Annotated in this window: 12 protein-coding genes and 1 pseudogene; 5 read left to right on the top strand and 8 right to left on the bottom strand. The window is 63.8% G+C overall.

All coding sequences use genetic code 11. From position 1 onward, the window contains the following. Positions 1-141: 141 nt before the first annotated feature. On the bottom strand, positions 142-807 hold the full coding sequence (locus FJ980_RS26420; protein ID WP_140546624.1) for an HAD-IA family hydrolase: 666 nt from the start codon (positions 805-807) through the stop codon (positions 142-144). Positions 808-921: 114 nt separating this feature from the next. On the opposite strand from FJ980_RS26420, the pseudogene FJ980_RS26415 reads away from it, so the two are divergent. From FJ980_RS26415 to FJ980_RS26405, 3 genes and pseudogenes are all read left to right on the top strand, one after another. Next, positions 922-1,079, top strand: a pseudogene (locus tag FJ980_RS26415) (transglutaminase family protein); the annotation flags it as partial. A 434-nt stretch (positions 1,080-1,513) separates the two neighbouring features. Further along, complete coding sequence (locus FJ980_RS26410; protein WP_140546623.1) at positions 1,514-2,929, top strand: pilus assembly protein; 1,416 nt, start codon at positions 1,514-1,516, stop codon at positions 2,927-2,929. 397 nt (positions 2,930-3,326) lie between these two features. Further along, complete coding sequence (locus tag FJ980_RS26405) at positions 3,327-4,595, top strand: cyclopropane-fatty-acyl-phospholipid synthase family protein (RefSeq protein WP_140546622.1); 1,269 nt, start codon at positions 3,327-3,329, stop codon at positions 4,593-4,595. A 12-nt stretch (positions 4,596-4,607) separates the two neighbouring features. Here the strand turns inward: FJ980_RS26405 and FJ980_RS26400 are convergent, their stop codons facing one another. Both FJ980_RS26400 and acs read right to left on the bottom strand, forming a co-directional pair. Next, a complete protein-coding gene (locus tag FJ980_RS26400) occupies positions 4,608-5,369 on the bottom strand; it encodes an MOSC domain-containing protein (protein ID WP_140546621.1) in 762 nt (253 codons plus the stop codon). Further along, positions 5,369-7,324 carry an acetate--CoA ligase gene (gene acs, locus FJ980_RS26395; protein ID WP_140546620.1) on the bottom strand — a complete coding sequence of 652 codons (1,956 nt, stop codon included), beginning with the start codon at positions 7,322-7,324 and terminating at the stop codon, positions 5,369-5,371. Before acs ends, FJ980_RS26400 begins: the two co-directional genes overlap by 1 nt. Before the next feature lie 339 nt (positions 7,325-7,663). Between acs and FJ980_RS26390 the strand changes: the two genes are divergently transcribed. Further along, a complete protein-coding gene (locus FJ980_RS26390) occupies positions 7,664-7,936 on the top strand; it encodes an aspartate-semialdehyde dehydrogenase (RefSeq protein ID WP_140546619.1) in 273 nt (90 codons plus the stop codon). A gap of 163 nt (positions 7,937-8,099) precedes the next feature. Here the strand turns inward: FJ980_RS26390 and FJ980_RS26385 are convergent, their stop codons facing one another. Both FJ980_RS26385 and FJ980_RS26380 read right to left on the bottom strand, forming a co-directional pair. Continuing rightward, positions 8,100-9,134 (bottom strand): aldo/keto reductase, encoded by a 1,035-nt coding sequence (locus tag FJ980_RS26385; protein WP_140546618.1) that lies wholly within the window; start codon positions 9,132-9,134, stop codon positions 8,100-8,102. A 41-nt stretch (positions 9,135-9,175) separates the two neighbouring features. Continuing rightward, positions 9,176-10,363, bottom strand: coding sequence for an MFS transporter (locus FJ980_RS26380; protein ID WP_140546617.1), 1,188 nt, complete (start codon positions 10,361-10,363; stop codon positions 9,176-9,178). A gap of 123 nt (positions 10,364-10,486) precedes the next feature. On the opposite strand from FJ980_RS26380, the gene FJ980_RS26375 reads away from it, so the two are divergent. Then, positions 10,487-11,392, top strand: a complete 906-nt coding sequence (locus FJ980_RS26375) for a LysR family transcriptional regulator (RefSeq protein ID WP_140546616.1) — start codon at positions 10,487-10,489, stop codon at positions 11,390-11,392. 58 nt (positions 11,393-11,450) lie between these two features. Here FJ980_RS26375 and FJ980_RS26370 read toward each other — a convergent pair whose 3' ends face one another. From FJ980_RS26370 to FJ980_RS26360, 3 genes are all read right to left on the bottom strand, one after another. Continuing rightward, on the bottom strand, positions 11,451-12,500 hold the full coding sequence (locus FJ980_RS26370; protein WP_140546615.1) for an aldo/keto reductase: 1,050 nt from the start codon (positions 12,498-12,500) through the stop codon (positions 11,451-11,453). Between the two features lie 128 nt (positions 12,501-12,628). Continuing rightward, positions 12,629-13,030, bottom strand: coding sequence for a type II toxin-antitoxin system VapC family toxin (locus FJ980_RS26365; protein ID WP_140546614.1), 402 nt, complete (start codon positions 13,028-13,030; stop codon positions 12,629-12,631). Then, a complete protein-coding gene (locus tag FJ980_RS26360) occupies positions 13,030-13,284 on the bottom strand; it encodes a type II toxin-antitoxin system Phd/YefM family antitoxin (RefSeq protein WP_112128570.1) in 255 nt (84 codons plus the stop codon). The genes FJ980_RS26365 and FJ980_RS26360 overlap by 1 nt, the downstream gene beginning before the upstream one ends. Between the last annotated feature and the right edge of the window lie 111 nt (positions 13,285-13,395).

Here is a 13,395-nt window from a genome sequence, read left to right as displayed (position 1 = left end):
ATGGATCCTCGGGTCTGCGCTCCGCTTCGCGTCGCTCCGCCCGTGGATGACGACGTCACGGAGGCTTCGGCCAATCGAAACGAACGGTGAAAATCTCGCCTGCCGACAGCCTACAATCCGTCAAAGTCGATGTACGAGCGACTAGGCCGCAGCCCGTGTCGGCGACAATGCGATGAAACCGGTATCGTCGACCGCGATGCCGATTTCGTCATAGGAACGGATTGTCGGGTGCGGCGTGACCAGCGGGTGGACATGCGTGGCGCTGATCACCACCACCGATGCGCCGGAACCCTCGCCTGCCGCGATGCCCGCCGGCGCATCCTCGAAGACCAGGCAGTCGCGCGCCTCGACGCCGAGACGCTTTGCCGCCAAAAGGAAGCAGTCCGGCGCCGGCTTGCCATGGGTGACGTCTTCGGCCGTGACCATCATGGCGGGAACCGGAATGCCGGCCGCCTCGATGCGCAGCAGCGCCAGCTGGCGCGGTGCCGAGGTGACGATCGCCCAGCGCTCCGGCGGCAGCGATTGCAGAAACGCGATGGCGCCGGGAATCGGGACGATGCCTTCGAGGTCCTCCGCCTCGGCCTTGAGCAGCGCATCGGCTTCGGCGACGGCGTCTACCCCCGGCAGCCTCAGTTCCGCGATCGTCTCGATCGCGCGCTTGCCGTGGATCGTCGGCAGGAAACTCGCCACGTCGAGGCGGTGTCGCTCCGCCCATTTTGCCCACACCCGTTCCGCCGCGGCGATCGAGTTAAGCACCGTACCGTCCATGTCGAATAGGAAGGCGGCGAATTTTGAGCCTGCAAACATCGGATGTCCTGGAGAATCGTTTTCGGGGAGGGGCGAAACGCAGAGCCCAGTTTAGACCGGCCGGCACCGCCTGAGAAGGCGGCGCCGATGGACTTCTCGGCCTGGATGGAAGTCGCCCGCGGCCGCGATGCCACCGACGTGCCGCTGCTGCACAGTTTCGGCGCGCACCGGCCCGGCCTGTTCAAGGTCTGGACCTACGAGAAGGAAAGCAACCACTTCAATCCCCGCATCATGGCGTCGATCGGACGGGCAGCGCGCGGATGCTGGGGTAGGTTCTGTCGATATTCAGGTGAGGCCGGCCTGCGAAGGACGGCCTCCTGCGCTTCCGGTGCTCACGTACTTTAAGTACGCTCCGCTCCGGTTCTCGGAAGCCGCCCTTCTCGACTCGGCCTGACCTGAATCTCAACAGACCCTGCGCCGCGCCGTGTTTCACCGGAGCCGCTGACCCGCTTCGGCACAGTTCGATTGTGCCGAAGAGAGAACGACCGCGACAGTCTTCAAGACTATGGTAAGCGCTTCATGAAGGTCGCGTTTCCAAGGCATTTTCGTTTACTTCGCGTTGACCTTCAAATTTTTCGAAAGCTAGCAAAAACAATCGGTTAACTGCCTGTTAATCGCCTTGCGGCGGCCGTCGCCCGCGTCTGGCCGAAATCCTGCAAGGCCTCTGCCGAGCGGCACGGTGCCGCGGACAGTGGAGGCGGAAGAGATGCGGCAGTTCAGAGGCGTCGTTCGTGGGGTGGACCGCTTTGCCCGCAATCGCGAAGGCAATTTCGCGGTTCTGTTCGGAGCTGCCGCATCGGTCCTCGCGCTGGGGGCGGGATTCGCGGTCAATATCTCGCAACTCTACAATGCAAGGTCGAGCCTGCAGGGCGTCGTCGACGCCGCTGTCACCTCGACGGCCCGCGATCTCACCCTCGGCGTCATTACGGAAACCGATGCCAGCAAAACGGTGCAGGCGTTTCTCGACGCCAACAGCACGGCCGGCATACTGCAGGCCAACAAGATCGTGCTCGACAAGCTCACGGTCAACAGGACGGCCAATACCGTGCAGGCGGATGCGCATGTCGATGTCGGCCTCTTTTTCCCGCTGTTCAGCACCAGCAATATGCGGCGCGTGACTGCCTCGACCACGGCGCTCTATTCGGACAAGACCGTCGAGGTGGCGATGATGCTCGACGTCACCGGTTCGATGAGGCCCGACTGGCGCACCAAGACCAACAAGATCGGCGACCTGCAGACGGCCGCATCGCAGACGGTCAAGGATCTCCTGGATCAGAACCGGGATTCCAACGATCCCCGGATTCGCGTATCGATCATACCCTACGCCGAAGCCGTCAACACCGGTGGTCTGGCCGATACCGTCTTCGTCGAGACCGAGGCGGGGCCGAAAGTGCCTCCGCCGATCGATGCCCCGGTTGCGGTTTCCGCCACCGTGTCCGACCATTGCGCAACCGAGCGCAAGGACAAGGACGGCTACGCCGATTATTCATCGGACGGGCCCTACACGCAACGCCGGGACAACCAGGGCAAGATCTATCTGGCCAAAGTCAACCGCGACTACCGCATGAAGCTATGCCCTACGGCTGCGCTGGTTCCGCTGACTGCCGATGCGGACAAGCTGCTGACGGCGATCGATCATTTTCAGGCTGGGGGCGTGACCGCAGGTGGCATTGCCGCGCAATGGGGTTACTACATGCTCTCGCCATCCTGGCGCACGGCAATCTCGAGCGCCCGCCTGGGTGCCGGCCCCGCCAACTTCGATCGGAACAGGGTGGCCAAGATCGCCATCCTGATGACGGACGGCCAGTTCAACACTGCCTTTGCCGGCGGACGCGGCGCGTCGCGGTCGCAGGATCAAGGTCAAAAGTCGCGCGCCAATGCCGAAAACATCTGCGATAACATGAAGCGCGACGGCATCGAGATATTCACCATCGGCTTCGATCTCAACGACCCGGGCATGTCCGCGACCGAACGCGATCAGGCCAAGTCCCTGTTGAAGGACTGCGCGACTGACGACACCTCGTCGCTCAAGCATTATTACGAGGCCGCCAACGGCGCCGAACTGAAACAGGCCTTCGGCGAAATCAGCCGCAATATCGAAAAGCTTACAATCAGCCGCTGACCTGCAGCGCCGACGCCAAAAGGAAAAGGCCGCCGCTTCTTGACGAAGCCGGCGGCCTTCCGTGTTTCCGTCCATGACGCGGCTTCCGGCGGCAACCCCATCGGGCTACCTGCCGCGCGTCTCGCGCCTTAACGGGAAGACTGCTTCCCGAAAGTGCAATCCGCTGAGCTCACGTTATGGAAAACGAAATCACTCGACATCGGATCACCTCCTTTCAGTTCGTTGAACACACACAGATGATGGGGTGCGTCGCGGCAAATGGCAAGGTGCCGCAACGGAATGGCAGGCGGGAAATCCCTGCCCGCGGTGTTTTTGGGCAACAGATCGGGATTGCGCTACGCAGGCCAGTTGGATGACAGTGGCGCCCGGGAAGGTCCGCATTCATCGGGAGGTGAGAATGGACGCCGCCGACAAAGCCGCGCGGATCGCACGAACGGTCGTCGAGACGCTGAAACCGGGTTTCGCGGTCAAGCTCTGGACCGGCGAGCGCATCGGTCCCGCCGGCGGTCCGGTGCTCACCATCAACGACCAGGATATCGTCTGGCAATTGCTTCGCCGGCCGCGCTTCTCGACGCTGGTCGAGATGTGGATTTCCAAGACCGTCGACATCGAAGAAGGCACGCTGTTCGATTTCTATGCCTTGCCTTCGCAAGGCAAGCTCAAGACGAAGCTCAGATCGCTGCCGAAGCTGGCGATTTTGCGCGACCTGCCGGCGGTGCTTTTCTCGCGCAAACAAATGACGGCGCGCAGCGATCTTTCCGGCCGCAACCCTTATGTCAGCGGGTCGAACAAGGAGGCGATCCAGCACCATTACGACATTTCGAACGCCTTCTATCGGCTCTTCCTCGACGAGCGCATGGTCTATAGCTGCGGCTATTTCAGGGATTTCGCCAACGGCATCGGCCAGGCGCAGATCGACAAGCTCGACCATATCTGCCGCAAGCTCAGGCTGAAGCCGGGCGAAACGTTGCTCGACATCGGCTGCGGCTGGGGCGCGATGCTGATCCATGCGGCGAAGCATTACGGCGTCGTCGGCCACGGCGTCTCGCTGTCGCAGGCCCAGACGGAGCTTGCCCGCGAGCGCATACGCGCCGAGGGGCTGCAGGACCGCATCACCATCGAGATAAGATCCTATGCCGAACTCTCGGGCACTTTCGACAAGATCTCGTCGATCGGCATGTTCGAGCATTTAGGCATCGCCAACCACGCTGCCTATTTCTCGGCCGTCCACCGCCTGCTGAAACCCGGCGGCATCTATCTGCATCATGCCATCACCCGGCGCAGCAAGGGCGACCTGAAGAAGACCCTGCGCAAGGGGCCGGAATACAAGGCGCTGATCAAATACATCTTTCCCGGCGGCGAGCTCGACACGATCGGCATGACGCTCGGCAATCTCGAGGCGCACGGCTTCCTCGTCTATGACGTGGAAAACCTGCGCGAGCATTATGCGCAAACCTGCCGCCTGTGGGCGGAGCGCCTGCATGCGCGCTTCGACGAGGCGGTCGCTGAGGTCGGCGAGCCCAAGGCGCGGCTGTGGCTGCTCTATCTGACGGGTTGCTCGATCACCTTTGAGCGCGGCTCGGCGCAGATTTTCCAGACTGTGGCCACCAAGCGCGCCCGCGGCCCGAGCGGCCTGCCGCCGACGCGGGCGGATTTGTACCGGTAGACCCGACCCGCTTCAGTCCATCAAGCGCATCGGCGCGCCGATCTCTATCTGTGCCGGCCGGTCGACCGTGCAGTAGACGCCGAGATTGTGGGCGTTGTGGCGCACCAGATTGCGCAGAATGCCGGGATCGGTGTCGAAACCGTCCTGGGCGATGATGGTGAAGCCGCAGCGGCGGCAGGGTTCGCAGACGGTGAGCTTGAGATCGCCGACCGCGAGCTTCCTGCCGATCCACTCCGTCTCCGGAAAGGAGCCTTCGACCGGATCCATCTCGACGACGATGTTGGGCCGGAAGCGGCGCGGATCGGGCGTGCCTTCGAGATGCAGGGTCTTCAGCCTGGCCAGCGAGGCCGTGGTGAGCAGATGGATCGGCGCCTTGGCATAGCGGGCCTCGGTCAGCGGGCCGGCGTAGCCGGGCGCCGCGTTCTCCGCGCCGAACGGCCGGATCGAGGCCTCGAAGCCGAGAAAGGCCGATACCGTGCGATCGCTTTCAGGATCCGGCGCGGGCAGCCATTCGCCGCCGGGCACCGCCACTTCGAGCCGCCATTCCTTGTTCACCGGGGCCTCGCTCAGCCGGGTGCGGATCAGCGGCACCTTGTGCCACCTGGCCTCGCGGTCGGGCCTGGCGATCTCGCCGTCGGAAGCGTCGACCAGTCCGAACAGCCGGTCGCCGTCGACGGTCTTCAGCCCGATGGAGAGGGCATCGAGCCGTTCGCCGGCGAGCGAGCTCGCCGGATAGCGCCAGAGCTGACTGACGATGCCGACCTCGCCGGTCATCAGCCCTTCTTGTTCTGCCGGTTGGCGACGAGATCGTCGACCACGGCCGGATCGGCCAGCGTCGAGGTGTCGCCGAGCGCGCCGAAATCGTCCTCGGCGATCTTGCGCAGGATGCGCCGCATGATCTTGCCCGAACGGGTCTTCGGCAGGCCCGGCGCGAACTGGATCTTGTCGGGCGTGGCGATGGCGCCGATCTCCTTGCGGACATGCGCGACCAGTTCCTTGCGCAATTCCTCGCTCGATGGGGTGCCGGCCATCAGCGTGACATAGCAGTAGATGCCCTGGCCCTTGATGTCGTGCGGGTAGCCGACGACGGCGGCTTCCGACACCTTGTCGTGGCTGACCAGGGCCGATTCCACCTCGGCCGTGCCCATGCGGTGGCCGGAAACGTTGATGACATCATCGACCCGGCCGGTGATCCAGTAGTAGCCGTCGGCGTCGCGCCGGCAGCCGTCGCCGGTGAAGTATTTGCCCTTGTAGGTCGAGAAATAGGTCTGCACGAAACGGTCGTGGTCGCCATAGACGGTGCGCATCTGGCCCGGCCAGGAATCGGCGATGCAGAGATTGCCGTCGGTGGCGCCTTCCAGCACCTTGCCCTCGCCGTCGACCAGCTGCGGCTGGACGCCGAAGAAGGGCCGCGTGGCGGAGCCGGCCTTAAGGTCGGTGGCGCCGGGCAGCGGGGTGATCATGATGCCGCCGGTCTCGGTCTGCCACCAGGTGTCGACGATCGGCACCTTGGCGTTGCCGACGACGTTGTAATACCACTCCCAGGCTTCCGGATTGATCGGCTCGCCGACCGTGCCCAGCACGCGCAGCGACTTGCGCGAGGTCTTCTTCACATGGCTGTCGCCGGCGCCCATCAGCGCGCGCAGTGCCGTCGGCGCGGTGTAGAAGATGTTGACCTTGTGCTTGTCGATCACCTCCCAGAAGCGCGACTGCGAGGGATAGTTCGGCACGCCTTCGAACATCAGCGTCGTGGCGCCGTTGGCCAGAGGCCCGTAGACGATGTAGCTGTGGCCGGTGACCCAGCCGACATCGGCCGTGCACCAGTAGATGTCGCCATCATGGTAATCGAAGACATATTGGTGCGTCATCGAGACATAGACGAGATAGCCGGCGGTGGTGTGCAGCACGCCCTTCGGCTTGCCGGTCGAGCCGGAGGTGTAGAGGATGAAAAGCGGGTCTTCCGCCTTCATCTTTTCCGGCTTGCAGTCGGCCTTAACGGTCTGCGCCTCCTCGTGGTACCAGACATCGCGTCCCGGCACCCAGCCGGTCTTGCCGCCGGTGCGGCGAACCACCACCACCTTCTCGACCTTGGTGCCGGCCTTGGCGGCGACGTCGATCGCCTTGTCGGTGTTGTCCTTGAGCGGGATCGGCTTGCCGCCGCGCAGGCCCTCGTCAGTGGTGATTACGATGGTCGATTTGCAGTCGTCGATACGGCCGGCCAGCGCATCGGGCGAGAAGCCGCCGAACACGACCGAGTGGATCGCGCCGATACGCGTGCAGGCGAGCATGGCATAGGCCGCTTCCGGGATCATCGGCATGTAGATGGTGACGCGGTCGCCCTTCTTGACGCCGTGCTTTTTCAGCACGTTGGCGAAGCGGCAGACATGTGCGTAGAGCTCGTTATAGGTGACCTTGCGATCGTCGTAAGGGTTATCGCCTTCCCAGATGATGGCGGTCTGGTCGCCGCGCTTCTTCAAATGCCGGTCGATGCAATTGTAGGAGACATTGGTCTGGCCGTCCTCGTACCACTTGATCGAGACGTTGCCGTTGAAGGAAGCGTTCTTGACCTTGGTGAAAGGCTTGAACCAATCGATGCGCTTGCCGTGCTTGCCCCAGAACTTATCCGGATTTTTCACGCTGTCGGCATACCATTTGAGATAGGTGTCGTTGTCGATCAACGCGTTCTTCTTCCACGCCGGCTGGACGCGGTGGACATGCACATCGGACATTTCTTTGCTTTCCTCCCGAACCATCCACCGGCTTGCGCCGCCGGCGGCATCGCGGCGAAGCGGCCGCGAAGCCGCCGGCGGCATCGCGGCGAAGCGGCCGCGAATTCGCGGGCATTATTAACAGTTCCGCGGCGACGGCAACATTAGACGTTGGATTCGCGTGGCGGGATGACGCAGGGGCATGCCGAAGCGCTGTCAGCACTCGCGTTCAAAGGCTGCTAACCAACTGTTTTTTCGATGGAAAACTCGGGTCTGGTATGCGAAAATCAATAGACAGTTAAGCAACCGGGCGCAGAATCCGGCGTTGGGAGGAAAGGAGATCGACCGTAAGGGGCTGCGATGCATGACCATTCCGAAATGGACCTGATGCTCAGGGGCTATGGGCTGACCACGGCCAAGATTCTCTACCACTTCCCGGACCATCCGCATCTGCTGCAGAGCTATGTCTGGCAGGACTACGACCTAGCTCCGGAATTCCCGGTGCTGATCCGCTTCATCGAGTTCTGGAAGACCAAGCTCGACGGCCCGCTGCATTCGGTCACCTATACGCATCACAAGCTGATCGCGCCGAACGAGTGGCGGAAGCTGGATGGGGAGTTTCTGGTGCACTGAGGCGGCGCAGAGTGTTTGGCGGAAACGCCCCTCGCTTCGTCATCCACGGCGAAGCAAGGAGCGAAGCGCGCGGCTGCTCCGCCCATGGATGACGAAGCTCGCAAGGGTGCGGCTAATCGCATAAGTTTCATGATCGCCCTGGATATGGACGGCCGCGACTTAGTTACACCGCCGGCGGGTTCAGCCGGGCGAAACCTTCCTGGCGGCGATAAGGGAAGTACGGATAAGGCGCCGTCACCGCGCTTGCTTCATCGAGCGCCTTGATCTGCGTCGGCGTCAGCTCCCAGCCTACGGCGCCGAGATTCTGGCGGAGCTGCTCCTCGTTGCGCGCGCCGATGATCACCGATGCCACGGTCGGCCGCCGCAGGAGCCAGTTGATGGCGATTTGCGGCACGGTCTTGCCGGTCTCGGCGGCGACCGCCTCCAACGCATCGATCACCTTGAAAAGCTGCTCGTCCTCGACCGGCGGGCCGAAATCGGCGGTGCCGTGCAGCCGGCTCTTTTCCGGCAAGGGTTTTCCGCGGCGGATCTTGCCGGTGAGCCGGCCCCAGCCGAGCGGGCTCCATACCAAGGCGCCGACGCCCTGATCGAGGCCGAGCGGCATCAGCTCCCATTCATAGTCGCGGCCGACCAGCGAATAATAGACCTGATGCGCGACGTAGCGCGGGTAGCCGTGCCCTTCCGCCAGGCCGAGCGACTTCATCACCTGCCAGCCGGAGAAGTTGGAGACGCCGACATAGCGCAGCTTGCCGGATCGCACGAGGTGATCCAGCGTCGACAGCACCTCCTCGATCGGCGTCGAGGCGTCGAAGGCGTGGAGCTGAAGCAAGTCGATATAATCGGTGCCGAGGCGCTTCAGCGCCGCGTCGACGGAGCGGATCAGGCGCGAGCGGGACGAGCCCCAGTCGGCCGGGCCATCGCCCATCGGCAGCGCGGTCTTGGTCGAGATCAGCACTGCGTCGCGGCGGCCCTTGATGGCCTCGCCCAGCACCCCCTCGGAGGCGCCGTTCGAATAGACATCGGCCGTGTCGAAGAGGTTGACGCCGGCTTCCAGGCAGATGTCGACCAGCCGGCGCGCTTCTTTCGCGTCGCTATTGCCCCAGTGGCCGAACAGCGGGCCGGAGCCACCGAAAGTGCCGGCGCCAAAGGAAAGGGCGGGCACTTTCAGGCCGGAGGCGCCGAGAGATCTATATTCCATGATTTTTCTCCTTGGGGACGTCGAAGGCGGAGTTCAGCCGATCAACACTGCGCCGTGACCGGTTTGCCGATCGCCCGGCCGCGTTCGAGGCGCAGCGCCATGAGCACGACGCCGAGCGCGGCGAGCGGCACCAGGCCGGCAACGAGAGGGACGGCGCCGAGGCCGGGGCCGTGGTCGATAACGAAGCCGCCAAGCCAGGCGCCGATGGCGTTGCCGAGGTTGAAGGCGGCGATGTTGAAGGAGGAGGCCAGGCCCTGGCCTGCGCCCTCGGCCTTCTCCAGCACCCACATCTGCAGCGGCGCGACGGTGGCGAAGGCGGCGGCACCGAGCAGACCGACGGCCACGATCGCCGCAATGGGCTGGTGGATCGCAGCGGCCATGACGAACAGCATCGCCGACAGTGCGACCAGCGTACCGATGACGGTCGGCACCAGATGGCGGTCGGCAAGGCGCCCGCCGAGCAGATTGCCCGCCACCAGCCCACCGCCGAAGACCAGCAGGATCGGCGAGACAGCTGCCTCGGAAAAGCCGGTGACGCGGGTGAGGATGGGCGCCAGATAGGTGAAGGCCGCAAAGACGCCGACCCAGCTCAGCACCGTGGTCAAAAGGCCGAGCAGCACCGGCCGGCGGCCGAGCACGGCGAGCGTGCCTTCGGAGGTCTCTTCTTCCTCCATGGTTGCGGGCTCGTCGCGCGGCACCAGCAGCGCGATCACGGCAAAGGCGATGACGCCGACAAGCGTGACGGCCAGGAAGCTCGAACGCCAGCCATAGACCTGGCCGAGCCACGTGCCGAAGGGTACGCCGAGAATGTTGGCGACGGTAAGGCCGGTGAACATCAGCGCGATGGCCGAGGCCTTCCGGTTGGGCGCGACAAGGCTGGTGGCCACGACGGAGCCGACACCGAAGAAGGAGGCATGGGCGAAGGCGGTCAGCACACGGGCCGCCATCAGCGTCCAGTAGTCGGGCGCCAGCGCGCAGGCAAGGTTGCCGACGGTGAAGACCACCATCAAGGCAAGCAGCAAGGTCTTGCGCGGCAGGCGTCCGGTCAAAGCGCCAAGCAGCGGCGCGCCGACGACGACGCCCAGCGCATAGCCGGTAATGAGCAGGCCCGCGGCCGAGATCGAGACGCCGAGATCGGCGCTGACATCGAGCAGCAGGCCCATGATGACGAATTCGGTGACGCCGATGCCGAAGGCGCCGGCGGTGAGGGCATAAAGAGCAAGGGGCATGGCTGCGGTCCGGTTGATCAGGAAAGGGACGCTCAGTCCCGCGCCCCGACACGCAAGATCGTGATCCCCCAAGCTGTGAACCAGTCTTGCATCAGGCATATTTTCTGTGAAATAGATTCACGAATGGCGAGACCCGAGATCAACCGCTCCGGCGAGATCGAAGTGTTCGTCCGCGTGGTCGAGGCGGGCAGCTTTTCCGCCGCGGCGCGGGCGCTGCGCATGACGCCGTCGGCGGTGAGCAAGCTGATCGCGCGGCTGGAGGCGCGGCTTGGCGCGCGCCTCATCAGCCGCTCGACGCGCAAGCTGCAGCTGACGCCGGAAGGGGCGGCCTTCCATGACAGCGGCCTGCGCATCCTCGCCGATCTCGACGCGGCCGAGCGCGAAGCGGCGGCGGGCGCGGCGCCGCGCGGCAGGCTGAGGGTCAACTCCTATGTGCCGTTCGGCCAGCACCGGCTGATGCCGCTCTTGCCGCGCTTCCTGGAAAATTATCCCGAGATTTTCGTCGAAGCCGTGCTGACCGACAGTGTCATCGACCTTCTGGAAGAGCGCGCCGATGTCGCTATCCGCGCCGGACCGCTGCGAGAGTCACGCCTGGTTGCGCGCAAGCTCGGCCAGAGCCGGATGGTCCTGGTCGCGTCGCCCGCGTATCTGGCATCGCGCGGCAGGCCACGCGCATTGTCCGACCTCGCTCGCCACAACATGCTGGCCTTCGGCTTCGCCAGGCATATCGAGGGCTGGCCCTTTGTCGATGCGACGGGCAAGTCGATCATCATGCCGATAGTCGGAAACATGTCGCTGACCGATGGCGAAGCGATGCGGCGAACGACGCTGGCAGGAGCCGGCATAGCGCGGCTGGCGCGCTGGCATGTCGAACCCGACATCGCCGCCGGGCTGCTCGTGCCGTTGCTTGAGGAGTTCAATCCCGGCGACGAGGAGCCGACACATGCCGTCTATGTTGGCCAGGGCAAGCATCTGCCGGCCCGCGTCCGAGCCTTCCTCGATTTTCTCGCGGAAACCGTTCGTCTCTGAATGAGGAAAGAGCCGCGCGCCAATGGCACGCGGCTCCGACCTGTCTGCCCGAACGGAATTACGCCTTCGGCACGAAAGGCGCGGGGCGCCGGCCGGCGCCTTGCCGCTCCAGCATCCAGCCGGGATATTCGGCGGGCAGCGCGCTTACCTCATCGAGCCTGGCGAGGTCGTCGGCGTCGAGCTTCAAGCCGGTTGCGGCGAGGTTCTGCTCGAGCTGGTCCATGCGACTGGCGCCGATGAGGACGCTCATGACAAAGGGTTTTGCCAGCACATAGCCCAATGCCACCGTGGCGACGCTGACATCGTGCTTCCTGGCGACCTCGCGCATGACCGCAACCGCGGCCCAGGCGCGGTCCTCATTGACCGGCGGGAAGTTGAAGGAAGCGCGGCGGCCCTCGCCATTGCCGGGTGCGCCGGGGCCGTATTTGCCGGAAAGCAGGCCGCCGGCCATCGGCGACCAGACCATCAGGCCAAGCTTTTCCTCGTTGATCAGCGGCACGATCTCGCGCTCGAGATCGCGGCCGGCGATCGAGTAGTAGGACTGGATGGTCTCGAAACGGGCGAAGCCCTTGCGCTCCGCTATGCCCAGCGCCTTGGCGACACGCCAGGCCTGCCAGTTGGAGACGCCGACATAGCGGACCTTGCCGCTGGCGACGAGATCTTCGAGCGCGCGCAGCGTCTCGTCGATCGGCATCACCGTGTCGGTGCCGTGGAGCTGGTATAGATCGATATGGTCGAGCTGCAGCCGCTTCAGACTGCCGTCGACCGAGTCCATGATGTGGCCGCGCGAGGAGCCGCGCTCGTTGGGTCCGCTGCCCATGACGCCATGCACCTTGGTGGCGATGATAACGTCCGAACGTTTCACGCCGAGATCCTTGAGCGACTGTCCCAGCAGCTGCTCTGACTGGCCGAAGGAATAGACATCCGCCGTGTCGAAGAAATTGACGCCGGCGGCAATCGAGCGGCCGACGATCTCGTTGACGCCCTTCTGGTCGAGACTGGCGATCAGGCCCCATTGGGCATTCTCGCCGGCGGCGCCGAAGGTCATGGTGCCGAGGCAGAGTTCGGAAACGAACAGGCCGGTGTTGCCGAGCTGATTATAACGCATGGTGAGATTCCCCGAGAAAGGAGTGAATGTGCACCAAGCAAATAGGAACGGCCCGTTTCGTTTCAAGTTCTGGCGCAAGCGCGGTGGTCAACTTGATGTGAAGTTGCCAATCAGCGGATCTTGAAACGTCAGACTTCCCAGGGATTGACGACCGTCACGCCCACGTCTTCGAAGTCAGCGACGTTTCGAGTGACCAGGATCAGGTCGTGCACGAGGGCGGTCGCTGCAATAAGGGTGTCGGCGTTCCCTCGCGTACGTCCCGCCGTGATGCGGCCCCACGCGAGGGCGATCTCTTCCGTGATCGCCAGGATGCGGTCCGTATTGTCTCGGCGCAGTTCCCGCAGCCAGACGTCAAGCCGGGCTGCTCTATCGGGGTCGGTCTTGCGCTGCTTGACGATCCCACGTTCGATCTCACCAATGGTGATCACACTGAGACTGATCGAGGTCGGATCAACCGAAGCCAGCCAGGCGGTTGGTTTTGGCAGTCGCCTTTGCGCGTCTGAAACAACATTCGTATCGAGCAGATACATCAGAGGTCGACGTCCCGGATCATCGTATCCGAGCGGCGGGTGATTTCCTTATCAAACTCATCGTCCCAGCCGGGGCCGGTCAGAAGATATTCGGCGAGCGATTTCTTCTTCCCGGCCAGGCGGTCGTAGTCCTCGGCGGACAGCACGACCGCTGCCCGTTCGCCGCGAAGCGTCACGGTCTGCGGCCCCTCTGTCCGCGCGCGCTGGACCACTTTTGAAAAATTGTTCTTCGCGTCCTGAAGATGCCAGTTCATCCGCAGCTCCTAGTTCCCCGACATGGGGATTTTGAAAGATTGCCGTTTGTCTTGTGCAAGGTTTTCCGTTCATGTCCGTGAAATAAGCGCAAACGCTGGAGATTGGCCGAA

This window comes from Mesorhizobium sp. B1-1-5 (genome assembly GCF_006443065.1).
Classification (GTDB): Bacteria; Pseudomonadota; Alphaproteobacteria; order Rhizobiales; family Rhizobiaceae; genus Mesorhizobium.
The sequence above is the reverse complement of the archived record's forward strand: the minus strand, read 5'-3'. Positions and strand labels throughout refer to the sequence as shown.

Coding starts and splice junctions, on each gene's coding strand:
- FJ980_RS26400 (WP_140546621.1), bottom strand. CDS start 5,369: ATGACCGGCGAGGTCGGCATCGTCAGTCAGCTCTGGCGCTATCCGGCG.
- FJ980_RS26380 (WP_140546617.1), bottom strand. CDS start 10,363: ATGCCCCTTGCTCTTTATGCCCTCACCGCCGGCGCCTTCGGCATCGGC.
- FJ980_RS26385 (WP_140546618.1), bottom strand. CDS start 9,134: ATGGAATATAGATCTCTCGGCGCCTCCGGCCTGAAAGTGCCCGCCCTT.
- FJ980_RS26390 (WP_140546619.1), top strand. CDS start 7,664: ATGCATGACCATTCCGAAATGGACCTGATGCTCAGGGGCTATGGGCTG.
- FJ980_RS26370 (WP_140546615.1), bottom strand. CDS start 12,500: ATGCGTTATAATCAGCTCGGCAACACCGGCCTGTTCGTTTCCGAACTC.
- FJ980_RS26360 (WP_112128570.1), bottom strand. CDS start 13,284: ATGAACTGGCATCTTCAGGACGCGAAGAACAATTTTTCAAAAGTGGTC.
- acs (WP_140546620.1), bottom strand. CDS start 7,324: ATGTCCGATGTGCATGTCCACCGCGTCCAGCCGGCGTGGAAGAAGAAC.
- FJ980_RS26375 (WP_140546616.1), top strand. CDS start 10,487: ATGGCGAGACCCGAGATCAACCGCTCCGGCGAGATCGAAGTGTTCGTC.
- FJ980_RS26420 (WP_140546624.1), bottom strand. CDS start 807: ATGTTTGCAGGCTCAAAATTCGCCGCCTTCCTATTCGACATGGACGGT.
- FJ980_RS26405 (WP_140546622.1), top strand. CDS start 3,327: ATGGACGCCGCCGACAAAGCCGCGCGGATCGCACGAACGGTCGTCGAG.
- FJ980_RS26365 (WP_140546614.1), bottom strand. CDS start 13,030: ATGTATCTGCTCGATACGAATGTTGTTTCAGACGCGCAAAGGCGACTG.
- FJ980_RS26410 (WP_140546623.1), top strand. CDS start 1,514: ATGCGGCAGTTCAGAGGCGTCGTTCGTGGGGTGGACCGCTTTGCCCGC.